This is a genomic window from Clostridium sp. UBA5988, from assembly GCF_002435615.1.
Classification (GTDB): Bacteria; Bacillota; Clostridia; order Clostridiales; family Clostridiaceae; genus Clostridium_J; species Clostridium_J sulfidigenes.
The window spans coordinates 1-26,100 of sequence record NZ_DJBA01000034.1 but is presented as its reverse complement, the minus strand read 5'-3'; the positions used below and the strand labels follow the sequence as shown (position 1 = coordinate 26,100).

25 protein-coding genes are annotated in these 26,100 nt (G+C 29.5%); 20 read left to right on the top strand and 5 right to left on the bottom strand.

Translation table 11 applies throughout. The features are described from left to right. The first annotated feature begins 2 nt into the window (after positions 1 to 2). From B3J31_RS09830 to B3J31_RS09815, 4 genes are all read left to right on the top strand, one after another. Positions 3 to 1,871 carry a glycosyltransferase gene (locus B3J31_RS09830; protein ID WP_346867480.1) on the top strand — a complete coding sequence of 623 codons (1,869 nt, stop codon included), beginning with the start codon at positions 3 to 5 and terminating at the stop codon, positions 1,869 to 1,871. After that, positions 1,861 to 3,543 carry a glycoside hydrolase gene (locus tag B3J31_RS09825; protein ID WP_346873962.1) on the top strand — a complete coding sequence of 561 codons (1,683 nt, stop codon included), beginning with the start codon at positions 1,861 to 1,863 and terminating at the stop codon, positions 3,541 to 3,543. The genes B3J31_RS09830 and B3J31_RS09825 overlap by 11 nt, the downstream gene beginning before the upstream one ends. Positions 3,544 to 3,559: 16 nt before the next feature. Next, positions 3,560 to 4,624 (top strand): glycosyl hydrolase family 18 protein, encoded by a 1,065-nt coding sequence (locus B3J31_RS09820; RefSeq protein ID WP_346866970.1) that lies wholly within the window; start codon positions 3,560 to 3,562, stop codon positions 4,622 to 4,624. Positions 4,625 to 4,919: 295 nt separating this feature from the next. Continuing rightward, a complete protein-coding gene (locus B3J31_RS09815) occupies positions 4,920 to 5,348 on the top strand; it encodes a hemerythrin family protein (protein ID WP_346866969.1) in 429 nt (142 codons plus the stop codon). A 23-nt stretch (positions 5,349 to 5,371) separates the two neighbouring features. Here B3J31_RS09815 and B3J31_RS09810 read toward each other — a convergent pair whose 3' ends face one another. Continuing rightward, entirely contained in the window at positions 5,372 to 6,055 is a 684-nt protein-coding gene (locus B3J31_RS09810) for a Bax inhibitor-1/YccA family protein (protein WP_346866968.1), read from the bottom strand. Between the two features lie 387 nt (positions 6,056 to 6,442). On the opposite strand from B3J31_RS09810, the gene B3J31_RS09805 reads away from it, so the two are divergent. From B3J31_RS09805 to B3J31_RS09790, 4 genes are all read left to right on the top strand, one after another. After that, positions 6,443 to 7,261 (top strand): MerR family transcriptional regulator, encoded by an 819-nt coding sequence (locus tag B3J31_RS09805; protein WP_167403050.1) that lies wholly within the window; start codon positions 6,443 to 6,445, stop codon positions 7,259 to 7,261. 105 nt (positions 7,262 to 7,366) lie between these two features. After that, positions 7,367 to 8,701, top strand: a complete 1,335-nt coding sequence (locus tag B3J31_RS09800; protein ID WP_346866967.1) for an MATE family efflux transporter — start codon at positions 7,367 to 7,369, stop codon at positions 8,699 to 8,701. A gap of 246 nt (positions 8,702 to 8,947) precedes the next feature. Beyond that, positions 8,948 to 9,292, top strand: coding sequence for a YjcQ family protein (locus B3J31_RS09795; protein WP_150844531.1), 345 nt, complete (start codon positions 8,948 to 8,950; stop codon positions 9,290 to 9,292). After that, positions 9,279 to 10,265: a permease prefix domain 1-containing protein gene (locus tag B3J31_RS09790; RefSeq protein WP_346866966.1), complete on the top strand. Its 987-nt coding sequence runs from the start codon at positions 9,279 to 9,281 to the stop codon at positions 10,263 to 10,265. Before B3J31_RS09795 ends, B3J31_RS09790 begins: the two co-directional genes overlap by 14 nt. A gap of 68 nt (positions 10,266 to 10,333) precedes the next feature. Here B3J31_RS09790 and B3J31_RS09785 read toward each other — a convergent pair whose 3' ends face one another. Continuing rightward, positions 10,334 to 10,873 (bottom strand): carbonic anhydrase, encoded by a 540-nt coding sequence (locus tag B3J31_RS09785; RefSeq protein ID WP_346866965.1) that lies wholly within the window; start codon positions 10,871 to 10,873, stop codon positions 10,334 to 10,336. Positions 10,874 to 11,263: 390 nt separating this feature from the next. Here B3J31_RS09785 and B3J31_RS09780 point away from each other — a divergent pair, with 390 nt between their 5' ends. Both B3J31_RS09780 and B3J31_RS09775 read left to right on the top strand, forming a co-directional pair. Next, positions 11,264 to 12,169 carry a putative ABC transporter permease gene (locus tag B3J31_RS09780; protein WP_346866964.1) on the top strand — a complete coding sequence of 302 codons (906 nt, stop codon included), beginning with the start codon at positions 11,264 to 11,266 and terminating at the stop codon, positions 12,167 to 12,169. 84 nt (positions 12,170 to 12,253) lie between these two features. After that, the gene (locus B3J31_RS09775; protein ID WP_346866963.1) at positions 12,254 to 13,660 is read left to right on the top strand and encodes an MATE family efflux transporter; all 1,407 of its coding nucleotides are present in this window, start codon (positions 12,254 to 12,256) and stop codon (positions 13,658 to 13,660) included. A gap of 225 nt (positions 13,661 to 13,885) precedes the next feature. Here B3J31_RS09775 and B3J31_RS09770 read toward each other — a convergent pair whose 3' ends face one another. Further along, complete coding sequence (locus tag B3J31_RS09770) at positions 13,886 to 14,626, bottom strand: acyl-[acyl-carrier-protein] thioesterase (RefSeq protein WP_346866962.1); 741 nt, start codon at positions 14,624 to 14,626, stop codon at positions 13,886 to 13,888. Positions 14,627 to 14,900: 274 nt separating this feature from the next. Between B3J31_RS09770 and B3J31_RS09765 the strand changes: the two genes are divergently transcribed. Both B3J31_RS09765 and B3J31_RS09760 read left to right on the top strand, forming a co-directional pair. Then, positions 14,901 to 15,803: a LysR family transcriptional regulator gene (locus B3J31_RS09765; protein WP_346866961.1), complete on the top strand. Its 903-nt coding sequence runs from the start codon at positions 14,901 to 14,903 to the stop codon at positions 15,801 to 15,803. Between the two features lie 203 nt (positions 15,804 to 16,006). Further along, entirely contained in the window at positions 16,007 to 16,954 is a 948-nt protein-coding gene (locus B3J31_RS09760) for a (4Fe-4S)-binding protein (RefSeq protein WP_346866971.1), read from the top strand. 65 nt (positions 16,955 to 17,019) lie between these two features. Here the strand turns inward: B3J31_RS09760 and B3J31_RS09755 are convergent, their stop codons facing one another. Together B3J31_RS09755 and B3J31_RS09750 are read right to left on the bottom strand one after the other, a co-directional pair. Further along, complete coding sequence (locus B3J31_RS09755; RefSeq protein WP_346866960.1) at positions 17,020 to 17,448, bottom strand: MarR family transcriptional regulator; 429 nt, start codon at positions 17,446 to 17,448, stop codon at positions 17,020 to 17,022. A gap of 16 nt (positions 17,449 to 17,464) precedes the next feature. After that, entirely contained in the window at positions 17,465 to 18,010 is a 546-nt protein-coding gene (locus tag B3J31_RS09750) for a glutathione peroxidase (RefSeq protein WP_346866959.1), read from the bottom strand. A gap of 202 nt (positions 18,011 to 18,212) precedes the next feature. Between B3J31_RS09750 and B3J31_RS09745 the strand changes: the two genes are divergently transcribed. The 8 genes from B3J31_RS09745 to hypE all read left to right on the top strand — a co-directional run bounded on the left by B3J31_RS09745 (position 18,213) and on the right by hypE (position 26,005). After that, positions 18,213 to 19,085 (top strand): hydrogenase small subunit, encoded by an 873-nt coding sequence (locus B3J31_RS09745; RefSeq protein WP_150844523.1) that lies wholly within the window; start codon positions 18,213 to 18,215, stop codon positions 19,083 to 19,085. A gap of 2 nt (positions 19,086 to 19,087) precedes the next feature. Continuing rightward, positions 19,088 to 20,503, top strand: a complete 1,416-nt coding sequence (locus B3J31_RS09740) for a nickel-dependent hydrogenase large subunit (protein WP_346866958.1) — start codon at positions 19,088 to 19,090, stop codon at positions 20,501 to 20,503. After that, a complete protein-coding gene (locus B3J31_RS09735; protein WP_346866957.1) occupies positions 20,500 to 20,961 on the top strand; it encodes a hydrogenase maturation protease in 462 nt (153 codons plus the stop codon). Before B3J31_RS09740 ends, B3J31_RS09735 begins: the two co-directional genes overlap by 4 nt. Next, positions 20,954 to 21,295 (top strand): hydrogenase maturation nickel metallochaperone HypA, encoded by a 342-nt coding sequence (gene hypA / locus B3J31_RS09730; RefSeq protein ID WP_346866956.1) that lies wholly within the window; start codon positions 20,954 to 20,956, stop codon positions 21,293 to 21,295. The genes B3J31_RS09735 and hypA overlap by 8 nt, the downstream gene beginning before the upstream one ends. A gap of 1 nt (position 21,296) precedes the next feature. After that, positions 21,297 to 23,600: a carbamoyltransferase HypF gene (gene hypF / locus B3J31_RS09725; protein ID WP_346873961.1), complete on the top strand. Its 2,304-nt coding sequence runs from the start codon at positions 21,297 to 21,299 to the stop codon at positions 23,598 to 23,600. A gap of 1 nt (position 23,601) precedes the next feature. Further along, positions 23,602 to 23,820, top strand: coding sequence for a HypC/HybG/HupF family hydrogenase formation chaperone (locus B3J31_RS09720; RefSeq protein ID WP_346866954.1), 219 nt, complete (start codon positions 23,602 to 23,604; stop codon positions 23,818 to 23,820). Position 23,821: 1 nt separating this feature from the next. Next, a complete protein-coding gene (gene hypD, locus B3J31_RS09715; RefSeq protein ID WP_346866953.1) occupies positions 23,822 to 24,913 on the top strand; it encodes a hydrogenase formation protein HypD in 1,092 nt (363 codons plus the stop codon). Between the two features lie 84 nt (positions 24,914 to 24,997). Continuing rightward, complete coding sequence (hypE, locus tag B3J31_RS09710) at positions 24,998 to 26,005, top strand: hydrogenase expression/formation protein HypE (RefSeq protein ID WP_346866952.1); 1,008 nt, start codon at positions 24,998 to 25,000, stop codon at positions 26,003 to 26,005. Positions 26,006 to 26,100: the final 95 nt, after the last annotated feature.

The following is a 26,100-nucleotide window of genomic DNA, read 5'->3' as shown; positions in this document are numbered from 1 at the left end:
ATATGAAAAAATTAAAAAAAGATGAAACCCGTGATGTCCTTTTAAATCCCCGTAAAGATAGACGATTATTATCCAATGTTCCTGATAAGGAAGAAATTAGAGATAATATTGACCGTAGGGGATATCAACTTTTGGATGACCATAAAGAAGACCCTAGTGGTTTTATAATGAGTAAGAATGCTGGTATAAGATATGTAATGAAAACGGATGTGGAAGTTACTTGTAAAAGCAGCAAGGGGAATAAAAAGTTATTAGTAAAATCTATAGACATTTCTACCACGGGGCTTTTGTTAGAATTAAAAGATGAAACACAATTAAATATAATAAACAATGCTGATGAGATAAAATTAAAATTTAAAATATTACCAGGATCTATGCCTGAGGGCTATGAAATGAAAGTGAAAATTAAAGGTGAAAAAGTTAGAGATTCTATAACATCTGAAGGAGAAATTATCTGTGGAATAGAGTTTACAGAAACTTTGTCAGAGTATTCAAGTAGAAAAAAAGATAGATATGTACTTGTTACTTCTAGTTTTCTTTTATTATTTATTACACTATTTATTATATTAATGCGTGCAGAAAGTATTATATATTTTAAATTTAATAAATGGATATACCTTTATAGTATTATTGCAGCAGTATTTTTGCTTAGTAGATATTTATTTGGAATGTTATATAAACCTATGCCAATAGATGTTGATTATACACCGGGAGTAACAATTATTATTCCTTGCTTTAATGAAGAGGAGTGGATCGAAAGAACAATTCTAAGTTGTATAAATCAAGATTATCCTATAGACAAGCTAGAAGTTATAGTAGTAGATGATTGTTCTAATGATAAGTCTGTAGAAAAAATTAAAAAAACTATTGAGAGGTTAAGTAGTGAAGCAGAGAGATTCGAAACAAAACATAGGTTAAAATATTTTGTACAAGAAAATAATCTAGGTAAAAGGGATGCTTTATGCAGAGGAGTTAAGGAGGCTAAACATGATTTAGTTGTATTTGTTGATTCAGATAGCTTTTTAGATCCCTTTGCTATAAGAAATTTAGTTCAACCTTTTAAAGATCCTAAAATGGGAGGCGTATCAGGAAGGACTGATGTGGCTAATACATACACTAATGTATTAACAAAGATGCAATCAGTGCGTTATTACATAGCCTTTAGAATTATGAAGGCAGCAGAGGCTTATTTTGATGCTGTTACCTGTTTATCAGGACCATTAGCTTGTTATAAAAAACAAATAATTCTAGACAATATGGATGCATGGTTAAATCAAAGGTTTTTAGGTCAGAAGGCAACCTTTGGAGATGATCGTGCTATGACTAATTTTGTGTTAAAAGGCCATCGAACAAGTTATCAAGATACAGCTATCTGTTCTACCATTGTACCTAATAAATATAAAATATTTCTTAAGCAACAAATGAGGTGGAAGCGTTCATGGCTAAGAGAATCAATAATTGCAGGTAAATTCATGTGGAAAAAGGAGCCTTTTATGGCAGTATTCTTTTATATGGGTGTAGTAGTTCCTATTGTTGCGCCAATAGTTGTTACATATAACTTAATTTATGTTCCAATTATCCATAAGATATTTCCAACAACCTTCTTAGTAGGAATATTGATGATGGCTTTAATGATGAGTTTTGCTCAAATGTTTCTTAGAAAAAGTACTACATGGGTTTTTGGTATGGTATTTTGCATTTATTATGAGGCAGTATTATTATGGCAGATGCCTATTGCATGGGTAACCTTTTGGAAGTCCACATGGGGGACGCGAATGACTCCCAGTGATATAAAGGCTCAAAAGAAGAAGGAGCAAAGAACTACTTCCGGTAAGCTTAAGAAAAAAGGAGGGAAAAACAATGAAAAGTAATACTTTTTCTCCTAAAAAGAAAGATAGGATTAAGATAGTAAGAGGTATATTACAAGGAGTTATTTTAATTATATTGTTAATAGCTATTATAAAAGCTTTATTTTCATTCTCTGTATATGAGCCTTACAATTCATCTAAGATAAGTAATAATCAAGATAGTGGCTTCATTGCAGTATCATATTTTGGTGTAGATAGAACAGGAAATGATACCTTAATAAGTACCAAAAGATTGGATGAACAGCTTAAAGCATTAAAAGATAACGGATATGTAACAATTACTCAAAAGGATGTAGTGGATTATTATTTAAAAGGTAAGACATTACCACCTAAATCAATATTTTTGCTATTTGAAGATGGAAGAAGAGACACAGCAATATTTTCTCAAAAAATCATAGAAGAATACAATTTAAAGGCAACTATGTTAACTTATGCTGATAAATTTGAAAAGGAAGACTCGAAATTTTTAAGTTCTAATGAGCTATTAGAGTTAGTAGATAGTTCTTACTGGGAATTAGGTACAAATGGGTATAGACTTGAATACATAAATGTATTTGATAAAGATTCAAATTACTTAGGTAATTTAAATTCAGTTGAGTTTGCAGAATCAGCTTCAAGTATGGCGAGAGATTATAATCACTATTTAATGGATTATATTAGAGATGAATATAATATTCCCAAAGAGTCCTATGAAGAAATGAAACAGCGGATTGATAGTGACTATAAGGCTTTATCTAAAGTGTATACTAAGGAAATTAGTCAAGTGCCTAAAGTATATGCCTTAATGCATTCTAATACAGGTCAGTTTGGTACTAATGACAAGGTAAGTGAAATAAATGGTAAATGGATTAAAGAGTTATTTAATATGAATTTTAATAGGGAAGGTTTCTCGCTAAATACAATAGATAGTTCAATCTATGATTTAACTAGAATTCAACCACAGGCCTATTGGTCAACCAATCATTTGCTAATGAGAATTTGGGATGATACGAAGCAGGATATTAAATTTGTAATTGGAGATAAAGAAAAGTCAAGTAAATTTAAAGAGGTATCAGGAAAAGCAGAGTTTAAGGATGATACTATTATATTAACATCTTTATCAGAAGGAAAAGGTATCCTTAAACTATTAAATAGTGATACTTATAAGGATGTAAAGGTGTCAACAATATTAAATGGGAATATCATAGGTTCTCAAGGTATTTATTTGCGAGCTAATGATGATCAAAGTGATAGTTTATGTGTTAGAATTATGAATAATGTAATAAGTATTATTGAAAATTCAAAAGGTAGTTCTAATGTCATATTCTCACTAGACTTAAGTAAAAATAAAGAAGAAAAATTTGATATAAGAGATGGAGGAAGCAGAAAGGTTGATATAACATTAGTTAATGATAAAATTAGTGTAGACATTGATGGTACTAATATAGCTAAAGATTTGGATGTAACTAATGACAATCAGGGAAGTATTTATTTAGAGTCTGCATGGGGAGAATATGGATATAGTCAAAGGAATATTGCAGATGATGTATATGATGGTGTATTTAAAAAGTTTAGGATAACTGATGTTAATGATAATGAATTGTATGACAGCTCACTAAAGGGAGTTGATAGTATAATTTATTCCCTTAGAAATTTTACTGATAAAATTATAGACTGGTTTATTAAATATTTATAGAATATAGAGGTGTTAAATGAATAAAAGAGCAAAGAATACTTGGATTATTATTACTTTGACTTTAATAATAAGTATGTTTCTATATGGTTGTTCAAAAGAAAAAAATCCCTTGGGAAATAGCGGTAAAGTACAGGTTGGAGAAACAGCTGTAATTGAGGATAAAAAGATATATGACGAAAATATAGATAACTTATCAGCATGGATCACTTATTGGGATTTAGATGTTCAAGGAGAGGTTAAGTCTTTAGATAAGCAGTTAAAGGAAGTTTCATATTTTGCAGCTTATTTTGATTCCAACAATGAACTGATAATACCACAGCAATTAGTAGATTACTATAATAGAACAAAGGATGAGGACTATACTAAATATCTTACTATTGTTAATGATAAAATAAATAGTGATGGAACTTCATCACTAAAGGATAAGGATCTTTTAAAGTTATTGCTCACAGATTCTACCTTAAGAAGTAAACATGTTAAGGATATAATAAGTTTAGCATCTCAGTATGGTTTTAATGGAATAGAAATTGACTATGAACAAATTAAGGATGATATGGAGTTATGGAATAATTACTTATTGTTCATTAAGGAGCTATATGATGAAAGTAATGGAATTGGGTTAAAATTGAGAGTCATATTAGAACCTAATGTCCCTTTTGATGATCTAGAGTTTATAGAGGGTCCGACCTATGTTATGATGTGTTACAACCTACATGGAGGATTTAGTGAACCGGGAGAAAAAGCAAATCCTCAGTTCATAAAAGAATTGATGGATAAGATGGAAAGAGTACCAGGAAGTAAAAATTTTGCCATTGCTACAGGTGGATTTAATTGGGCTTCAGATGGAAAGGTAACTTCCTTATCTGAAGTCGAAGCTAAAGATTTAGTAAAAGAATATAGGGCAAAAGAGGAAAGAGACAATAAAAGCCAATGCATAGTGTTCAAGTACACTGATGAGGATGGGATTGAACATGAAGTGTGGTATGCAGATAAAAATACATTAAACTCATGGATGCAAGTTATAAAGGAAAAAGGCTATGGTATCAGTCTTTGGAGACTTGGTGGAAATGTGTTTGAGTAAACTCAACAGATAGTTGAGTTCCTCTAAAAGGACTAGTTATTGTTGTAGTTTAAATTTCAATATACGTAGAGAGCTAGGTTAAATTTAGCAATTGACCTAGCTCTCACTATACTTGTGTAAATAATTAACATAATTACTGATTTTAATATAGTTATCAGTATTAAATTATATTTATTTTAAATTTTATTAATTATAATTACATGTTTTCCCTGTATAAGAAATTATTTGCGTTGTTAAAGTGCTTCTTTTATAATAAAATGATATATATCTATAAAATAAAAAGAAGGTATATAAAATGTTTGACTTTAAATTTGACTGGCAAGATGATTTAAATACCAATATTGGGAGAATTGATGAACAGCATAAAGAACTTTTTAGAATTGCTCGTAATATAGAACAATTATTGATAACAAAATGTGCTACCGTAGATTCTAAAATTCTTCTTGATATAATATGTGAGCTTAGAGAATATATTTCTTATAGCTTTTATGAAGAAGAGAAAATAATGAAAAAAGCTAATTACTCTAATTATGAAGAACATATAAAATCCCATGAGGAATTAAAAAAAGTGATTATGAATATTGAGCTATCAGTATTAAAGAAAAAGCCTTGTGAAGAATTAAAGAAAATTAAGGATTCTGTACAAGACTGGATTTTTCAGCACATGATGATAGAAGATAAAGCAATGGCAGAAGAAATATTAAAGAGTCCAACCTACATTTAGAATGTAAGTTGGACTCTTAAAATTTATTTCTTTTTACCTAAAATACGTATTAAGTATATAAATAAGTTAATAAAATCTAAATATAATTCTAAAGCAGCAATTATAGCAAACTTATTTGTGGTAGCGGCATCATAACCGTAATTTTGTTCATGTATTAATTTAACCTTTTGCATATCATAGGCTGTTAATGCACAGAAAACTGCAATACCAATATAATTAACAAACATAGATAACTGATCAGAACCTATAAAGAGATTGAATAAGCTAGTAACTAATATACCAACAACCCCCATTATAGCAATTCTACCTACCATTGATAAGTCCTTTTTGGAGGTCATACCTATCATGCTACAACAAAAAAACATGGCAGAAGTTACTACAAAAATACTTATGATAGACTCGAGATTGTAGATAGTGAATATTGCCCCGAAAGTAAATCCGTTTACTATAGAATAGGTTATAAACATGGCAAAAGCAGCTTGAACAGAAAGTTTATTAATCTTTCTGCTAAGTAAAACTACTAAAGCTAATTCCACAACAATAATACCTATTACGAAAGCTGAGTTACTATAGATTAACATCATCATAGAAACACTAGTGGAAATAAAATAACCTACAGCAAAGGTAATTATTAGTCCGATGGCCATATATAATAAGGTCTTATTTATAAAATTATTTTGGCTCTTACTATATGAAATTTCATTCATAATATCACTCCTTCGATAAACATAATATATGTAATATTATACAATATATTAAGAATTAATAAATAGATTATATACATTAAAAGAAAAAATTCAGGAACTATTAATGTATTTTATAGCAATTATAGAGGTGTTATAAGTAAAACATAAAGAAATAGAATGAACTTGGAAAGAATTTCAATGAAATGATATAATATTTATATTAATTAAAAAATTGTTTAGGATATTAAAATATAGGATAAAGATATATAAATACCTCAAAACCCCACGGCCAGAACAACTAGTTAACTAGTTAACTAGTTAAATATATAAATAGTTATATAGATAACTATTTATATATTTTTATAGAAAAAATTTTATATCCAATAATATAATTTTATGGAGGATGAAATGGATAAAAAGATACTTATAGGAGAAATGGCTAAGATTCACAATATATCAACTCAGACACTACGGTATTATGATTCTATTGGATTACTTAAGCCTAGACATAAAGATGAAGAGAATGGATATAGATATTATGATATTGAACAGTTTGCTCAGCTTGATTCTATTTTATTTTTAAAAAAGCTGGGGATGCCCCTTAAGGATATAAAAAAGTACTTTTCAAATAGAAATCTTAAAATACTAATTGATCTCCTTAATAAGAAAGAGAAGGACATAGATAAGGAAATTGAACTTTTGGAAAGATATAAAAAAAGTATATCTAAAAAACTTGAGTTTTTGGAAGAAAGTATAGAAGAAGCTAGACTTGAAGAATGTGAAATAGTTGAGTTAGAAGATCGAGATATAATATATATTTCTTTAAATGATAGAACAGATATATATAGTGTAGAATATGGAATAAAAGAATTAAGTAATAGATTGGGAGATAATCTTTGTTTATTTGATGGAAGAATAGGAGCTTTTATCTCACAAGAAGATATTTTAAATAAAAGGTATACTACCTTCAGAGATATTGCTTTAATTTTTGATCATGGGATTTTCAACTATAAAAATATAAAAACTTTGACTAAAGGAAGATATGCAAGGATAATTTATAGAGGACTCTATGATTATGCAGAAGGTTACTTTAATAAGCTTATAAATTTTATGGATATAAATGGACTAGAGAGTGTTGGAGAGGGCATAGTACTTACCATAACTGATTCTGCTTTTTCTTCAAAGGAAGAAGAGTATTTAACAGAAATACAAATTCCTTTAAAATAAATGATTGACATTATAGTTACTATAAGGTTTAGAATATTAACTTGTGAGAGATAAGAGTGCTAGATTAATTACACATCAAATAAATTATTTTAAGTAGGTGATATTATGAACTTTGTAGAATTAACAGAAATGAGATTAAAGAAATTATTGATAAAATTTTTGTTTCCTAGCATATTAGCTATGCTAGCAACGTCAGTAAATATTCTTTGTGATACCATATTTATAAGTCAAGGAGTTGGAAAAGAGGGCCTTTCGGCTTTAGGAATAGCTATACCTATATATAATGTATATAATGCAGTATCCCTTTTAATAGGAATGGGAGGTGCTACCTTATACTCCATTAATATGGGTAAAAAGAACAATGAAAAAGCAAATCAGGTCTTTAATACATCAATTTTTATAGCAATTATAATTGGGCTAAGTATTTCTATCTTTGGTTATATTTTTTCAAAAAATGTAGCTATATTATTTGGAGCTTCAGAAGAAATATTAGGACTTTCAAATGAATATTTAAAAATAATATTATTATCAGGGATAAATTTTATATTATCAGGTGTTTTACAGGCATTTATAAGAAATGATGGTGCTCCGAAGCTTTCTATGGTTGCTGGAATTACTGGTAACATGTTTAATGTAGTTTTTGACTATATATTTATTTTTGTACTTGACATGGGTATGAGAGGCGCTGCCATAGCAACTGCTATAGCACCAATGGTAACTTTAATAATTATAGCTACTAAATTTATTAAAAAATCTGGATATCTTAGATTCAACTATAAATCAATTAAAATTCCATATATTACAAATGTATTCAAGGTAGGGATATCAAGCTCATTCATTGAGGTATCTGGAGCCATTGTTATAATACTATTCAATTATATTTTAATAGATATGATAGGTGAGATTGGAGTAGCTGCTTATAGTATTATTAGTAATATTGCTTTAATTGGAGTTGCAATATTATCTGGAATAAGCCAAGCTATTCAGCCAATAATAAGTGTTAATTTTGGAGCTGAACATTATGATAGAGTAATTAAAACTAGAAAAGCAGCCATATACATTGCAATTGCCTTTGGAATAGTATTTTTCTTAGTAGGAAATATCTTTACAAAAGAAGTAATTAGCTTTTTTAATAAGTCAGACTTAAAGCTTATTGAAATTACAGCTAGAGGTATGAGAATATATTTCGCAGCATTTATATTTATTGGAATTAATATGGTTAATATATCATTTTTCCAAGCAATTAGTCATGCTAAGATATCAAATACCATGTCTATTATAAAGAGTTTTGCATTAGTATTAATTAATCTATGTATTCTTCCGAAAGTATTCGGTATAAATGGATTATGGTCCACCATACCAGTTGCAGAATTTATTACTTTAATCATTGGTATATTTATAGTTAAATATAATATGAATTACTTAAAGTGTAAGGCATAAAATTAATAAATAAAGTTACAGCATATAAATTTGCTTCTATGCACATTTATATGCTGTATTTTTATATAAATATATAGATGAAAATTAAAAAATTGGAAAAACTACTTCACATGTCGTAGTAATTGTGATATATTATAATTACTACGACAGATAAAGTACGATAGGCAGAGTAATTGCATAATATACACTAAAGATATAGTTATGTATGAAATAGGTAAGTAGTAGGTGGAGAAAGGAGGATAACATTTGATAAGTAGTGATGTTATTAGAGGATATAATGATACTATAATTCTTTTCACTCTCCTAGATAGGGAGTCCTATGGATATGAGATATCTAAAACTATAAAAAAACTATCAGAGGAAAAATATATTATAAAGGAAACAACATTATATTCTGCCTTTACAAGGCTGGAAAACAACGGTTATATAGAATCTTTTTATGGAGATGAGACCTTTGGAAAGAGAAGAACTTACTATAGAATCACACAAAAAGGACTGGATTACTACAAAGAAAAGTGTGAAGAATGGAAGGTTATTAAAGAAGTAATGAGTAAATTTATAAAGGAGATGGATAAGTATGGAGACCATTAGAAATTATTTAGAAAATATTTTTTCAAGTTTACCAAAATCAGCAGAAATTATAAAATTAAAAGATGAGTTGCTTTCTAATATGGAAGAAAAATATTGGGAACTTAAAGAAAGTGGAAAAACTGAAAATGAAGCTATTGGAATTGTAATTTCTGAGTTTGGGAACATTGATGAGTTAATAAAGGAGTTGGGAATTGAAAATAGAAAGGAATTAGATAATATTCCGATTATTACCATGGAAGAAGCAGAAAATTACATGAGGGATAAAGTTAAATATGGAAAGCTTATTGCTGTTGGTGTTATGTTATGTATATTAGCACCAGCAATACTAATGTTTACTCATAATATTATAATAGGTGGAGTATTTGGTACAGAAATTAATGTGGAAACTTTAGAAGGACTCAGTGTTATCCCATTATTTATTCTTATAGCTATTGCTGTGGGGCTATTTATCTATGCTGGTACTCAACTTGACAAGTATAAGTATTTAGAAGATGATTTCATATGTCCAATACATGTGCAGCAAAGAGTAAAAATTAAAAAAGAAGAATTCTCATCCAATTTTACTAAATTAAATATAATTGGAGTTACACTTTGTGTACTGTCACCTGTTGCGTTAATTGGCATATCAGCAATTGGAGGATATGATAATGACATATTATCTAATTATGGAGCAATTGTATTATTAATAATGGTAGCTATTGCAGTTTTTATATTTGTAAGAGTAGGGAATATAAATAATAGCTATAATGCACTTTTACAAATTGAAGAATATTCATCAAAATGTAAGGAAAATAATACAGCTATAGGTGATGTTGCATCAGTTGTATGGCCTATTGCCACAGCAATATTTTTGATTTGGGGTTTAGGATTTAATGGATGGCATATTTGTTGGATTATATTCCCTATTACTGGAATACTATTTGGAGCTTTTAGTGGATTATATGCCTTAATAAAGCGTAATAATAAAAGATAAATTAGTATAATAGCTAGTCATGAACTTAAAGTTTGACTAGCTATTATACTTTAAGCAAAGAATTCTATTTATACTGGAACTAACTCTCCAGTGGTGGAATCCATAATAAAACCATAGACGTTAATATCTTTTGGTATTAGAGGATGTTTTGTAATGATATCTACTGTTTCAGCTACTGAAGTATTAACATTATCAAATCCACTTAACCATGAATCAAAGTCAACTCCGAAGTATTTAACCAAATTAATTTGATCTTCAGTAATGTTTCTAAGTTTCATTTTTTCAATAATTTTTTTACTATTCATGTGTTGTGCTCCACAGTCTGTATGACCAATTACAAAAATTTCTTCAACCCCTAAATCATATATAGCTACTAATAAGCTACGAGCTACACTTCCAAAGGGATGAGATATTGAACCACCAGCATTTTTAATAATTTTCACATCACCATTTTTAAATCCAAGGGCAGCGGGAAGTAGTTCAGTTAGCCTAGTATCCATACATGTAACTATGGCTATTTTTTTATCTGGATATTTACTTGTAATATATCTTTCATATTTTTTATTTTCTACAAATTCCTTATTGTATTTTAAAATTTCATCTATCATGGCTTCACTTCCTCAATATAAGTATTATCAAGTGTAAAAAGTAAATTTTAAATATCTTAATAGTGTTATACAAATACTTAATTATCACTTAATAAATAGATTTTATTTTAAATGTGAACTAAATACAAGGAATTTCTAATTTTTTTCACAATATAAAAAATAAATTTAAATTAACTTGAAAATAATATAATGATTAGTTAATTATAGTAATATATAAATTATTTATAATAATTGCTAGTGAATATGATGTAGTGGAATAGATTAACAATAGTATTCTTATATGATATAATATTATTCAGAGTATAATAATTATTATGATAATTTGTTAATTTACTATCTAAAGGAAATAAAGTTATATATTTGACTTTAGGTGTTGGGGGAGTTGATGCTATGGTAGATAAACTTTCTGTTTTATTTATGTATTGGATAATCTACAGTTTGTTAGGATGGATAGTAGAAACAATATATTGCTCTGTTCTTGATGGCTATTTTGTAGAAAGAGGTTTTTTAAATGGGCCATTGTGTCCTATATATGGTTTTGGAGCACTTTTTGTTTTATTATTGCTAAATCAATATAGTGATAATGTAGTTATAGTATTTATTTTTGGTATGATCTATACAACTATTATAGAGTATATAACTAGTTTTATTATGGAAAAATTATTTAAAATGAGATGGTGGGATTATTCTGATTACAAATTTAATATTAGAGGAAGAGTTTGTTTGAGAAACTCTTTTTTGTTTGGATTTCTATGTGTTGTACTAATTGAGATAATACATCCTTTCACAGAGAATATTATGACTAGAATTCCAATAACAATAGTATACTTATTATCTATCTGTATTTTAATACTTCTTCTAGTAGATTTATTCATATCTATAAATTCCATAGTAAATCTTAATCGTAAGTTAGAAGAAATTCATCATGTTAAAGAAGAAATATGGATTAAATTATATGAAGAGGGTATAGTAAGAAAATTAGAAAACCTACGTATAATAACAGATAGCAAATTAAATAACCTAAAGGAATTAAAGGAAAATTTAACTGAATTTAAAGAAAATATTACTATAGATAAAGTAGAAATATCCCTTCGTAAAAAGTATAAGTCTCTCTTAATGGAAACTAAGTATGTGGAGCGGAGATTAATATGTGCCTTTCCTAAATTAAAATCTCAAAGATATAATGAAGCTTTACATGAATTACGAAAGGCTATAAAGGACATTGAAAATGAAGATTATTTGAAAAAAATATTGAAATTTATAAAAAAGCTTTTTAAAAGAAGTAATAATTTTTAAAATATAAAACATTAATTTGTATAAAAAGAGTGTATATAGTATTAGAAGTATTGTCTTTAAATTAACTTGTAAAGGAGAATGATAATGTTTGCTTCAAAGGAAAATGGAGATGGAAAAAAGACTAGAATATTTATGTGGTCGAAAAATTCTACAAGAAATGATGTTATCAACATTGCGTGGCCTGTTCTGTTAGAACTTCTTATGGGTTCCCTTTTTGGAATGGTAGATATGATGATGCTTGGAAGAATGGGCGATAATTCATTGGCTGCAGCTTCTGTATCTGCTGTAGGTATGACAAATCAGCCATTATTTATAGGATTGTCTCTTGTGCAAGCTTTAAATGTTGGGGGAACAGCAATGATTGCTAGATACCTTGGGTCAAAAAGAACAGATAAAATAGAAACTACTTTAAAGCATGTAATACTATTGAGTTTGATAATGTTAGCTATACCTATATCAGTATTAGGAATAATTTTTACTGGACCTATTATGAAATTTATGGGGGCAGCCAATGATACGTTACAAGTAGGTGGAAGCTATTTTAAAATTATTATGGTTGGATTTATATTTCAATCTTTTAATATGTCAATATCTGCAGCACTTAGAGGTATTGGAGAAACAAAAACACCTATGAAGATAAATTTAAGAGCTAACTTTTTTAATGTTATTGGGAATGCAGTTCTTATATATGGTCTTTTTGGACTTCCTAAGCTTGGTGTTACAGGAGCTGGAATATCTACTGCTATATCTAATGTAATAGCAAGTATATTTTTATTTAGGTATATTATAAAAGGTAAAAGCATAATTAAATTAGATATTAAAAAATCATTTAAAATTGATAAAAATATTATTTATAATCTAGTAAAGATAGGTGTACCTGCATCCCTTGAGCAGTTAGTTTTAAGAGCTGGAGTACTTATGTTTGTAAGAATAGTTGCAGGACTAGGAACTGTAGTGTATGCATCACATCAAATATCATTAAATATATTAAGTCTTTCTTTTCAACCAGGACAAGCTTTTGGAATTGCAGCTTCATCCCTGGTAGGTAGAAGCATAGGAGCTAAAGAGCTTTCAAAGGCAGAGAGTTATGCCAAGGAAACCAGAAAGATTGGTTCATTGATTTCCACTTTTATGGCTATAATTTTCTTCTTTTTTGGTCCGCAGATTGTGGGGTTATATTCAAAGGATCCAAGGATTATACAAAATGCATCTATAGCTTTAAAAATAATAGCATTAGTTCAACCATTTCAATCATCACAACTAATATTAGCAGGAGCTTTAAGAGGTGCAGGGGATACCTTCTGGCCACTAGTTGCTACCTTTGTTGGGGTATTATTAATAAGAGTTGTTTTAGCTCACTTGCTTGTAAATATATTTGGATATGGATTAGCAGGAGCATGGATGGCTGTATTCATGGATCAATTTGTAAGATGGTTTTTTGTTTACATGAGATTTAGAACAGGAAAATGGAAATATATAAAAATAAGGTAGATATACATATACATTAAATCAACATATTGACCTGGGATATCGAGATGGGCTTTCAATCTTATCCCCTATGATAATAGATATGATGAAGGGAAAATCCCTAGGGAAGTTAATTGAAAAGGATGAGGAATATAACAAAGACTTACTAAGTAATAATCATTTCTTTTAAAAAGTGGTATCATAGATTTCTATATATTGGAAGCTATGATACCATTTTAAAGTTATATTTTATTCCCAATAGGTAGTGGCTAAGGTCAATTCTTCTCCATCTTCATTTATGATATCATGAGTACATATATATCCAGTTTGTGATTTTTCAATTTTGGTATGAACTTTTATTCTATGACCATAATAGGTTTCTTTTTTATATACTACTGTAATCTCACGCATTTCATAATTTAAAGCAATATCTAATGGTATAGATTCAATTATCCAACTTACATATTTTACATTATTAACATGTTGATTAGTGTCTATATCACTATATCTTATATCAAAGACCTTTTCAGTGTCCCAACTATCTAAAGGTTTCAATGAGGAATGAATAAAGCGTTCATTTTCACTCTTGGATATATTGTATGCGGCATACATATCATCGCTTACCTTTACAGGACGTCTTTTAGTTGAATCAACTAAGAGCCATATAGACCGTCCATCCACTATTAAGTTACCTAAACTATCTTCAATATAGTTTGTTCTATATGCGTAATATTTATAGAAAGAATTTGCTCTCGTAGATACTTTTAAGTTCTCATCATACAAAGGGTATCTATTTATTTTTATATTCCACTGTGTTAGTATCCATCCTTTATTATTTGCCATTAGGTACTCTACCCCAACACCACGGCTATCAGATTGTACAGAGCATATGTCCATAAGATAATTCATAATACTGGAAATTAAAGCTCTTTTCTTGGCATCCACTTCATAATAGTGTACATTATAACTTTTACTAGTTATTAAACTCATGCTAATACCTCCTACGGTAATAATAAATGTTACTAAGGCATAAGAATATTTTACCACAAATTTAGAGCAAATTTTATGTTTATAATTGAACTAATTTGTAAATATTTTTTTCTTTATAAGATTATTAAACTCTACTATTAATAGAGATATAAAATCTACTTTTGTAAATTAGCTATTGAATACAAACAATTGGTAAAATTAACTGTTTATATATTAGATTTAATAGTATAATTAGGGTATCTTATTGTAATTTAGGAAGGAATGGATATAGGCTGTGATCGATATAAAGCTTGAAACATTTATTACTGTGGCTGATACAAAGAACTTTACACGGGCTGCCAGCATATTAAATATGACTCAACCTGCAATTTCTCATCATATAAAACTTTTAGAGGAATATTACAATGTGAAGTTATTAGAGAAAAAAAATAAGAACATGGAGCTTACGGAGGCAGGAAGGATACTTTATAAGTATGCTTTAGAAATTGATAAAATAAGCAAATTGGCAAAAAACCATCTTTCAAATGAATCATCTATTATAAAGAGATATAATGTAGGTGCAACTCTTACTATAGGGGGATATGTACTTCCATCTATCATAGGAAATTATAAGGTGAGCAACAAAAACATAGATGTAATACTTCATGTAGAAAATACAGGAAATATAATCCAAAAACTCTTTAGTGGCGAGATTATATTGGGTGTTATAGAGGGCCCTTTTGATAAAAGTAAGGTGATTTATGAAAAATTTAAAGATGATGAACTAGTATTTGTTATTTCAAAAAGTCATGAAATGGCTAAGAAAAAGAAAATAACAATGGATGAAATTCTTTCAGAAAAACTTATACTAAGAGAAAAGGGATCTGGGACAAGACAGATATTTGAAGATTATATGGTTCAGCAAGGATTTGAACCTAAGAATATTAATCCTTATATGGAAATTGGAGATATAACAGCAATTATGTCTTTAGTAGAATCTGGACTTGGAGCAACAGTGGTATCAAAGGAAGCATTAAATTCACCATTGATGTGTAAAAAATTTAAAGCATTATCAATCAAAAATATGAAAATGAAAAGAGAATTTAATTTTATATATTTAAAAAACTCAAATATGGATTTTATAAAGAACTTTATTGATTTTTGTAAAAAGCAATGTGATGAGACTGAATTAGAATAAAACATCTTCTAATTTAGTCTCTATTTTATATTTAAGTTATCCTAAGTATAAAGAATCTTTATTTTACTATAACTAATCTTAAGTTCACTTTGTAAAATTGCAGAGATATAATAAACATGAAAATATTACAAGGATATGACAAGTGCAGAAAGATTAACAATTAGAATGTCAATACAATGAAATAAAGAAGGGTAGTGAAGAAAATGGCAATAATAGCATCGGCAGAAGAAAAATCAAAATTAAAGGGGCAAGGATTTCTTCCACAAAGAGATGGAATACACTTTGCATGTAGAGTAATAACTGAGGATGGATGCTTAAATTCAAAGGAAACAAGAGTCCTTTCTGAAATAGCTGAGAAATATGGAAGAGGATATATGAGTTATACTACAAGACTTACAGTAGAAATTCCATGGATAAGATTTGAAGATATTCAAAAGGTAAAAGAAGAGCTTAGTGAAGCAAGACTAGAAGCTGGAGGCACAGGTCCCAGAGTTAGACCTGTAGTAGCGTGCAAGGGAACTGTATGTATATTTGGGCTTTTAGATACACAAGAATTAGCAAGGAAAATACATGAAAGATTTTATAAAGGATATTACAATGTACTTTTGCCACATAAGTTTAAAATAGGTATAGGTGGATGTCCAAATAACTGTATAAAGCCAGACTTAAATGATTTTGGCATAATGGGTCAAAGAGTACCAGATTGTAATGAGGATTTATGTTTAGGATGTAAAAAGTGTTCAGTAGAAGAGGCTTGTAAAAAAGGAGCAGCAAAAGTTATTAATGGAAAGCTTCAAATAGATAGGAAGAAGTGTACAAACTGTGGACTTTGTATAGATAAATGTCATTTTGGTTCAATGGTATGCAAAAAAGATGGTGTAAAACTATTTATAGGTGGGAAATGGGGTAAAACTCCAAGACGTGGTGAACCATTGAAAGGGATTTATTTATATGATGAGGCTATGGATATAATAGAAAAAGCAATTTTATATTATAGAGATAACGGAAAAACTGGAGAAAGATTTGGTGATATGGTAGAGAGAATTGGATTTGAAGAAGTATCTAAAGGAATATTAGGTAATGAAATTCTCCACGAGAAAGAAGAAATATTAAAGGCTGAGGTACACACTAAGAGAAACTATTCTTGTTAATTAAGATATAGAAATAATAAAGTAAGCTAGGTTTAAGTTGAAGAACTTATACCTAGCTTGTTTTTCTATTGTAGATTATTTAATAAAAATTTAAGTTTTTCTCTTAAGTCTGATACTTCATCTAAAGAAAGACCAGTACTACAGAACATTTTTCCAGGTATTTTTGAAGCTTTATCCTTCATTGCAATACCTTTATCTGTTAGCTTCACATATACATTTCTTTCATCTTGAGAAGCTCTTATTCTTTGTATTATATCCATGGATTCAAGTCTTTTTAATACAGGTGTAAGGGTTCCAGAATCCAAATAAAGTTTCTTACCTAACTCTTTTACAGTTATATTATCCTCTTTCCAAAGGACTAAAAGGGTAATATATTGAGTATAAGTAATGCCAAGCTCATCTAATAGTGGCTTATAGCTTTTTATTACAGCTTTTGAAGAAGCATATAAAGCAAAGCATAGTTGATTATCAATATCTAAGTGTTCATAACTCATATTAGAAACCTCAGTCCTATAAAATTTTTTCTATCTCTGGAATCATATCCATAGGATCTACAGGAGATTCAAATCTATCTACTATATTTCCATCTCTATCTATTAAGAATTTAGTGAAGTTCCACTTAATACTATTACCAATAATATACTCAGGGTATTTTTCTTTCAAGATGTTATCTAGTAGTCTTCCGCTAGGGGTACTTAAATCAAAACCATTAAAAGGCATAGAATTACTTAAAAACTTGAATAGGGGATGAGCTGTCTGTCCCTTAACATCTACCTTTTCAAATAATGGGAAGGTAACACCATAGTTTAACTGACAAAATGCTTTTACATCATTGCTATTACCAGGTTCTTGTTCGGCAAATTGATTACATGGGAAGCCTAAAATTTCTAGCCCCATATCCTTATATTTTTTATAGATATTTTCTAAATCAGAATATTGAGGTGTAAATCCACATTTACTAGCTGTGTTTACAACCACTAGAACCTTACCTTTGTATTTTTCTAAAGTAGTTTCTTCTCCGTCTATAGTTTTAACTTTAAAATCATAAATATTCATATATATTTCTCCTTTCGTGATGGGTATATAGTGTAATACAAAATAGCTAACAATTAAATTGAGCACAATTGATATCTTTAAGTTAATACTACAGTAGAATCTTAAGTATGTCAATATGAATATAAAATTAATTTAATAATTATTGCATAAAATTTATACTAAAAAACTATTATTATAGTAGTAATTTAAAAGAGGAATAATTATGTGTAATTTTCTAAGAAATAAAGAAGAATTGGCTATCTCCTATGCAAAAAGAGCTATTGAAGAAGTACAACAAGGTAAAAAGGGGAGAATCAATGCTATATGGCTAGAGATATCAGGGTGTTTTGGAGAAGTAATTTCTCTGTTAAATGGAGATGAACCAGATGTTATATATATGCTAAAGGAATTTGTTAATATGATTTTCTTTGGCAGTATAAATGGAGATGAGGGACAGGAAAGCTATGAGAGAATATTTGAAATTTTGGATACTGAATATATATTTTTAGTTTGTGGGGCAGTACCATTAAGAGATAATGGTCTATTTACTACTGTTGCTACCTATAATGGAAGAAAAATAACAGCAATGGAGGCGGTAGAAACCATAGCTAAAAATGCTAAATATATTATTTCAGTGGGAACATGTGCTTGTTATGGAGGACCTACTGCAGCAAGACCTAATATATCTAATGGAGTTAGTATATCAGAGTTTTTAAAAAGAGATGATATCATTAGAATACCAGGTTGTCCGGCAAATCCTGTGTGGACTATGGGAATTTTGGGTTACATTACATCCTATGGTATGCCAGAAGTTGATAGTGATGGAAGACCAAAGGCTTATTATGGAGAGACAATTCATGACAATTGTCCAAGAAGAAGGTTTTTTGATAATGGGATATTTGCTAAGAAATTTGGAGATCCAGAATGTTTATTTTCTTTAGGTTGCAGAGGTCCAATAACCTATGCATATTGTCCTGTAAGTCGATGGAACGGCACTGATAATTGGCCTATAGGGGATAATACTAATTGTATAGGCTGTGCAGGGCCTAAATTTCCAGATGGAACAGAGCCTTTTGTAAAATATGGAGGAGCTTAATTATGACTAAGATAGTAATTGATCCATTGACTAGAGTAAGTGGACTTTTAAATATAGAAGTGAATGTAGTTAATAATAAGATTATAGATGCAAAAAGTAGTGGAAGTCAGTTTAGAGGATTTGAGGAGATGTTTAAAGGCAGATATCCCTTAGATATTATAAGACTGGCTCCACGGGTATGTGGAATTTGTTCTACTCATCATGCTGTAGCTGCTACTTTATGTCTAGAAGATGCAATGAAAGTTACACCGGATTTTAATGGAAAAGTAGTTAGAGATATTGCTAATGGATTTGAATTTTTGCAGAATTATTTAAGGCACATATATTTTTTCGTATTTCCAGATTATGTGGATATAGCTCATATAAATCCGTTGTATAAAACAGAAAGTGCTAAAGCTGCTGATTATAGGTTATCTAGAGAGGATACAAAAAGAATAAATGAAGATTACTTAGGAGCAGTAAGGTATAGTAGAGAAGCACATAGAGCTGTAGCTGAATTAGCTGGAAAAGTTCCTCATTGTCATGGTATTTTTGTAGGTGGCACAACTACCAATATTGATATACCACAAATAGAAAACATTAAATATAGTATAAAAGTAATAAAAAGTTTTATTGTAGATAAGCTTATACCAGATGTATATGCTATAGCAGCTACTTATGAAGATTATTTTAAAATTGGTGATGGATATAAGAATTTTATGAGTTATGGATTATATGAAAATTATTTACATCCAATTAAAATGGTATCAACTGGAGTAATGATAAATGGAATTAGAGAAGAATTTCAGTCTAGCAATATAGCAGAAGATATTTCTAAAACTTGGGTAGAATCAGATTTGCAAACTATTATACCAGGAGAAGACAATAAAATCACCTATAATCCTTATAAACCAGAAGCATATAGTTGGGTTAATGCGCCTAGATATAAGGGAAATCCTATGGAGGTTGGAGCACTAGCTAGAATGACTTTAAGTGGTGACTATAGTGGAGGGGTATCTACTATGGATAGAATAATTGCTAAATCAATAGAGGCTAAGAGACTTTGTGAAGCTATAGAGGGATTAATAGATTTATTAAAGCTAAAAAAGGCTTATCAAGAGCAATGGGAAATACCTGAGGAATCAAGAGGGGTTGGATTAATAGAAGCAGAGAGAGGATCTCTAGGACATTGGTTGTCTATTAAAAATAAGTTAGTATATCACTATACTTTAATACCACCTTCATCTTGGAATTTATCACCTACTGATAATAGGGGAATAAAAGGGCCAGTGGAAGAAGCATTGATAGGAACGGAAATAAAAGATATGGTCCATCCAGTAGAAATAGGACGTATAGTAAGAAGCTTTGATCCATGTTTAAACTGTGCCGCACATGTAACCAGTGATAAATATGAGCCTATAACAATAAATATACTATGATAAAGATTTTTGCCATAGGAAATATTATTTTGGGTGATGATGGTATAGGAGTAAAGGTAATGGAGTTCATAGGGGCCCGACTGGAAAGCTATAGCAAAGAAGTTAAGGTATTAATAGTTGGAATTGATTATATATATTGTTTAAATGAAATTAACAAGGAAGATACTGTTATTCTGGTAGACAGTACCTACTTTGGAATTGAGCCTGGTAGAGTTTCAGTATTGAATTTAAAGGAATGTGATAAATTTATTAGCCCTTGCAGAGATATGCATAGTGAAAATCTTTTGAGAGTTTTAAGAGAAGAATATAGAGAAATTCATGGATATTTAGTTGGTATTGAAGTGGAAAAGGTGAATTATTCCTTAGAGTTATCTAAAACTTTAAAGGATAATTTTTCTGAAATTACTAAAAAAGTATTTAGGGAAATTAAAAGGATAATTGGTGATATAAATGCATGAAATTTCAATAATTAGTTACGTTATAGATATGGTAGAGGAACAGTGTATTAAAAATAATATAACTAAGGTAGCAAAGATAATTTTACAAATAGGAGAATTTTCTTGTATAGATAATTCTTCCGTTGATTTTATTTTTGAAGAAATGAGTTCAGGGAGTTGTTGTGAGGGTGCAAAACTTATTATAGAAAAGTTATTAAGTAAGGCATATTGTAATAATTGTCATAAGGAATTTCCTTTAAAGGTTACAAATAGAAAGTGTCCTATTTGTAATCAAGTAAGTAGTGAAATAACTTCAGGTTATGAAATTTTGCTCTACAGAATAGAAGGAGAATAAAGTGATTAGAAAAGGAATTACAGTTAAAGGGACAGTTCAAGGCGTAGGATTTAGACCTTTTGTATATAGAATAGCTTTAGAAAATCAACTATCAGGTTGGGTGAATAATACAAGTAAGGGAGTGGTTATGGAAATTCAAGGAGATGAAGTAGGTATAGAGAATTTTTTAACTAACCTTAAGGAAAGGGCACCTGAGTTAAGTCGTATTGAAGAAGTAGTAGTTGAAAATAAAAAAAGCCTAAAGGATTATAAGGAGTTTCTTATAGTAGAAAGTACCGGGGAGAAGGGGAGGACTTTAATTTCTCCAGATATAGCTACATGTAAGGAGTGTGAAAAAGAGCTAAGGGATAGTATTAATCAAAGAAGATATTTATATCCTTTTATAAATTGTACAAATTGTGGTCCACGATTTTCCATAATAAAAGTTACTCCCTATGATAGAAAATATACTTCTATGGATAATTTTACTATGTGTGACAAATGTAAGGAAGAATATGAAAATCCTGATGATAGAAGATTTCATGCAGAGCCTACCTGTTGTTCCTCCTGTGGTCCAAGAGTAATCCTCTTAGATAATAAGGGGAACCCTATAAAATCTAAGGATGAATTTGAAAGTGTGAGAAAGTATTTAAGGGAAGGAAAAATAATTGGAATTAAGGGCATAGGTGGTTTTAATCTTGTTTGTGATGGAAATAATGAATTAGCTATAGAAAAATTAAGGCATAGAAAACATAGACCAGATAAGGCATTAGCCCTTATGATGAAAGATATAAATGTAGTAGAAAAATATTGTTATGTAAATAGTGAAGAAAAAGAAATTTTAACAGGAAATAAGAAGCCTATATTGCTTTTAAAGAAAAAGAACAATAAACTACCAACTAATATTTCCTTTAATAATAAAAGACTAGGAGTAGTATTGCCTTATTCTCCCCTTCATTATTTAATATTTGATAACGACATAGATACTTTAGTTTTTACTAGTGGGAATTTAAGTACTATACCAATAATATATGAGGATATAGAGGCTATAGACAACCTAAGTGAAATAGTAGATTATTTTTTCATTCATAATAGAGAGATTAATATGCCCGTTGATGATTCTGTAGTTCAAGTAATTGGTGGTTACGGTAGGGTCATAAGGGCTGGTAGAGGTTATGCTCCTTACTATAATAAGTATATATTCAAAGAAAATATCCTAGCCTTAGGATCTCAATTTAAAAATTCATTTTCCCTTGGAAGTGGAGATTGTATTTTTACAAGTCCTTATATTGGAGACATGGATGGAGAAGAGAATTATTTAAGATTTAATAGAGTGTTAAAGCACATGAAAAATATTTTTAGAGTTGAACCGAGTACAATTATTCATGATATGCATCCTAATTATTGGAGTAAGGATTATTTAGATAAAAACAAGGTGAGAACTTTAGGTGTTTATCATCATCATAGTCACATAGTGAGCTGTATGATAGAGAATAAAGAAAAGGATAAAGTTATAGGGATAGCCTTTGATGGAGTGGGATATGGAGAAGATGGAAACCTTTGGGGAGGAGAGTTTTTAATATGTGATAAAAAGAACTTTATTAGGGGAGCACACTTAAAATATATTCCCTTGCCTGGAGGTGATGGAGCAGTAAAATTTCCATGGAGAATTGGACTATCTCTTTTATTTGGAGTTTTAAAGGAAGAGGAGATTGAAGAAGCTGCTTGTAAATATTTTTACGGTATGCAATCAAGGATAATTATTAATATGCTAAGAAAGAATTTTAATTGTCCACTTACTTCTAGTATGGGAAGACTATTTGATGGAATTGCCAGCCTTTTAGATTTTAATAAAGATGTGTCCTATGAAGGAGAGGCAGCTTTGTATGTTGAGTGCTTAGCAGAAGATTTCATTGATTCTTTAAAGGGTACTAATGATTATGATTATATAAGAAGGTGTGAGAATAGATATCCTTGGGAAATTAGTGATAGCATGCCTTATATTATAAATATAAATAATATGATTAGAGACATTATAAAGGATTTAGATAATAACGTTGAAAAAGGGTGTATAGCTTTAAAATTTCATAATACTATAATAGATTTTTCAAATGAAATTTGTATTAAGTTGAGGGAAGAATATAGCATAAATAAAGTAGCTTTAAGTGGAGGTGTATTTCAAAACTCTATTTTGTTAGAAGGAATAGAGTTGGCGTTGAAGGAAAGTGGATTTCAAGTTATAACCCATAGGTTGATACCTTGCAATGATGGGGGATTATCTATAGGTCAAGTAGTTATTGGAAATGAGTTATGTAAGGAGTGTTAATATGTGTGTAGCTATTCCGGGAAAGGTATTAGAAATATATGAAGGTAATTCCTTAGTTGAATTTGGAAGTTTAAGAAAAAAAATTAATACTAGGCTAATAGAAAATTTAATTGTTGGAGAATATGTTTTGGTTCATGTTGGTTGTGCCATTGAAAAAATAGAAGAAGAAGAGGCTATGGAGACTTTAAATATATTTAAGGAGTTAATGGGAGACTTTTAGTATGTTTTATAGAGATGAAGGAAATTCAAGGGAAATTAATTTGGCAATTAAGTTGTTGCAAAACATAAAGGAAAGATGTAAGGAAAACATAAATATAATGGAGGTTTGTGGTACGCATACACGAAGTATTTATAATTCAGGTATTGATAAGCTTTTACCACCTAATATTAGGTTGTTATCAGGACCAGGATGTCCCGTTTGTGTAACAGATGAGAGCTATATAGATCATGCCATAGAGTTAAGTGAGAAAAAAGATGTAATAATAACTACCTTTGGCGACATGATTAAAGTTCCAGGGAGTTGTAGCTCATTAAGAGAACAGATGGCTAAAGGAAGAAAGGTAGAAGTTGTATATTCCCCATTAGATGCCTTGAAGATAGCAATAAATAATAAAGATAAGATTATAGTTTTTTTAGCTATAGGCTTTGAAACTACAGCACCTATAATAGCTCTTACAATAAAAGAAGCACTAGAGAAAAATGTAAATAACTTTTTTATTTTAAATTCTCTAAAGACTATGCCTAAGATTATGTCTACCCTAATTTTAGATAAAGAAGTTAAAATTCATGGATTTATATGTCCAGGACATGTAGCTACAATAATTGGTTGCAACCCCTTTGAGAGATTATCTAATGAGTATAAAACCCCAATGGCTATATGCGGCTTCAAGGCTATAGATATATTAGCTGGTATACTTTATATCATAGATAAAAAAGAGAGAGGTAATTACGGATGTGAAAACTTATATAAAGGTTTTGTTTATCCAGAAGGAAATAGAAAAGCACAAGAAATATTAAATCAGGTCTTTGAAACCTCAACTAGTTTTTGGAGAGGTTTTGGAGAGATTGAGGGTACAGGATATAAACTAAGAGAGGAATATAGCTCCTTTAATGCTAGAATCAAATTTTCTTTAAAAAATAAAATTGTAAATAAAAATAAACAATGCATTTGTGGAGATATATTAAGGGGAATAAAAAATCCTATGGATTGTAATGCTTTTGGAAAGATGTGTACACCGAGGACTCCAATTGGTCCATGCATGGTGTCTAAAGAAGGAAGTTGTGGCATTGTATATAGTACAAAAGAATTGTAGATTATAAGTTTAACATAGAATGAGTTAACAAGTTTAATTATATATGTATTTAAATTATATTGAAATTTAATATTAGGAGGAGCTATGGAAGTTATAACATTAGCCCATGGTAGTGGAGGAGAGGAAACATATAAATTAATAAAGAATGTATTTCTAAGGTATTTTAATAATGATATATTAAAGGAACAAGGAGACTCAGCTATATTAGATATGATTAAGGGAAAAATAGCAATAACTACAGATAGTTTTGTGGTAGATCCTCTGTTTTTTAAGGGTGGAGATATAGGGAAACTGAGTATTTGTGGTACTGTAAATGATCTGTGCGTAAGTGGTGCAACTCCTCTATATATATCTGCTGGTTTTATTCTTGAAGAAGGATTAGAACTTAAAGATTTAGAGAAAATAGTAAAATCTATGGCTGATACTGCTAATAAAATAGGAGTTAAAATAGTAACGGGAGATACTAAGGTTGTACAAAGTGGAAAAGGTCATAAAGTTTATATTAATACAACAGGAATAGGATATATAGAAAAAAATAATTATCAGTTAAACATAAATGAGATAAAAGAAGGGGATGTAATAATTATAAGTGGTACTATTGGAGATCATGGTACATCTATTATAAATGAAAGAGAAAATTTAGATATAGAGTCAGGTTTAAAAAGTGATTGTGCTGCTCTTAATGAACTAACAAAAGCTATAATGGATACTAGCAATGAAATTAGAATAATGCGAGATCCAACTAGAGGAGGGCTAGCTAACACTTTAAAAGAGTTGGTGAACACTAGTGGAAAGTCTATGGAAATATGGCAAAAGGATATACCTATAAGAGAGGATGTAAGGAATTTTTGTGATCTTTTAGGATTTGATCCTCTTTATATGGCTAATGAAGGCAAGTTAATATGTATTGTAAGTAATAAAGATGCTCATAGGGTTTTAAATGTAATTAAGTCAAATTCTTTAGGAAGAGAAGGGGCTATTATTGGTAAAGTGCTAGATGATGGCAAAAGCAAGCTGTATTTAAAAACTTACATTGGAGGAACTAAAGTTTTGGGAATGCTTCAAGGAGAATTAATTCCAAGAATATGTTGATTGATTTAAGAAGTGAGAGAAATTTTGCTTCTTTTTTATTATTAAAAATACCTATTTTCAATAAATATATAATTAAACCTGAATTATTCATAGAA

What these genes read in the sequence shown, in the direction of transcription:
- hypD (WP_346866953.1), top strand. Translation starts at nt 23,822, where the DNA reads ATGTTTTATAGAGATGAAGGAAATTCAAGGGAAATTAATTTGGCAATT.
- B3J31_RS09770 (WP_346866962.1), bottom strand. Translation starts at nt 14,626, where the DNA reads ATGAGTTTAATAACTAGTAAAAGTTATAATGTACACTATTATGAAGTG.
- B3J31_RS09735 (WP_346866957.1), top strand. Translation starts at nt 20,500, where the DNA reads ATGATAAAGATTTTTGCCATAGGAAATATTATTTTGGGTGATGATGGT.
- B3J31_RS09780 (WP_346866964.1), top strand. Translation starts at nt 11,264, where the DNA reads ATGGTAGATAAACTTTCTGTTTTATTTATGTATTGGATAATCTACAGT.
- hypA (WP_346866956.1), top strand. Translation starts at nt 20,954, where the DNA reads ATGCATGAAATTTCAATAATTAGTTACGTTATAGATATGGTAGAGGAA.
- B3J31_RS09820 (WP_346866970.1), top strand. Translation starts at nt 3,560, where the DNA reads ATGAATAAAAGAGCAAAGAATACTTGGATTATTATTACTTTGACTTTA.
- B3J31_RS09800 (WP_346866967.1), top strand. Translation starts at nt 7,367, where the DNA reads ATGAACTTTGTAGAATTAACAGAAATGAGATTAAAGAAATTATTGATA.
- B3J31_RS09720 (WP_346866954.1), top strand. Translation starts at nt 23,602, where the DNA reads ATGTGTGTAGCTATTCCGGGAAAGGTATTAGAAATATATGAAGGTAAT.
- B3J31_RS09815 (WP_346866969.1), top strand. Translation starts at nt 4,920, where the DNA reads ATGTTTGACTTTAAATTTGACTGGCAAGATGATTTAAATACCAATATT.
- B3J31_RS09760 (WP_346866971.1), top strand. Translation starts at nt 16,007, where the DNA reads ATGGCAATAATAGCATCGGCAGAAGAAAAATCAAAATTAAAGGGGCAA.
- B3J31_RS09790 (WP_346866966.1), top strand. Translation starts at nt 9,279, where the DNA reads ATGGAGACCATTAGAAATTATTTAGAAAATATTTTTTCAAGTTTACCA.
- hypE (WP_346866952.1), top strand. Translation starts at nt 24,998, where the DNA reads ATGGAAGTTATAACATTAGCCCATGGTAGTGGAGGAGAGGAAACATAT.
- B3J31_RS09755 (WP_346866960.1), bottom strand. Translation starts at nt 17,448, where the DNA reads ATGAGTTATGAACACTTAGATATTGATAATCAACTATGCTTTGCTTTA.
- B3J31_RS09825 (WP_346873962.1), top strand. Translation starts at nt 1,861, where the DNA reads ATGAAAAGTAATACTTTTTCTCCTAAAAAGAAAGATAGGATTAAGATA.
- B3J31_RS09785 (WP_346866965.1), bottom strand. Translation starts at nt 10,873, where the DNA reads ATGATAGATGAAATTTTAAAATACAATAAGGAATTTGTAGAAAATAAA.
- B3J31_RS09810 (WP_346866968.1), bottom strand. Translation starts at nt 6,055, where the DNA reads ATGAATGAAATTTCATATAGTAAGAGCCAAAATAATTTTATAAATAAG.
- B3J31_RS09805 (WP_167403050.1), top strand. Translation starts at nt 6,443, where the DNA reads ATGGATAAAAAGATACTTATAGGAGAAATGGCTAAGATTCACAATATA.
- B3J31_RS09830 (WP_346867480.1), top strand. Translation starts at nt 3, where the DNA reads ATGAAAAAATTAAAAAAAGATGAAACCCGTGATGTCCTTTTAAATCCC.
- B3J31_RS09775 (WP_346866963.1), top strand. Translation starts at nt 12,254, where the DNA reads ATGTTTGCTTCAAAGGAAAATGGAGATGGAAAAAAGACTAGAATATTT.
- B3J31_RS09750 (WP_346866959.1), bottom strand. Translation starts at nt 18,010, where the DNA reads ATGAATATTTATGATTTTAAAGTTAAAACTATAGACGGAGAAGAAACT.
- B3J31_RS09745 (WP_150844523.1), top strand. Translation starts at nt 18,213, where the DNA reads ATGTGTAATTTTCTAAGAAATAAAGAAGAATTGGCTATCTCCTATGCA.
- B3J31_RS09740 (WP_346866958.1), top strand. Translation starts at nt 19,088, where the DNA reads ATGACTAAGATAGTAATTGATCCATTGACTAGAGTAAGTGGACTTTTA.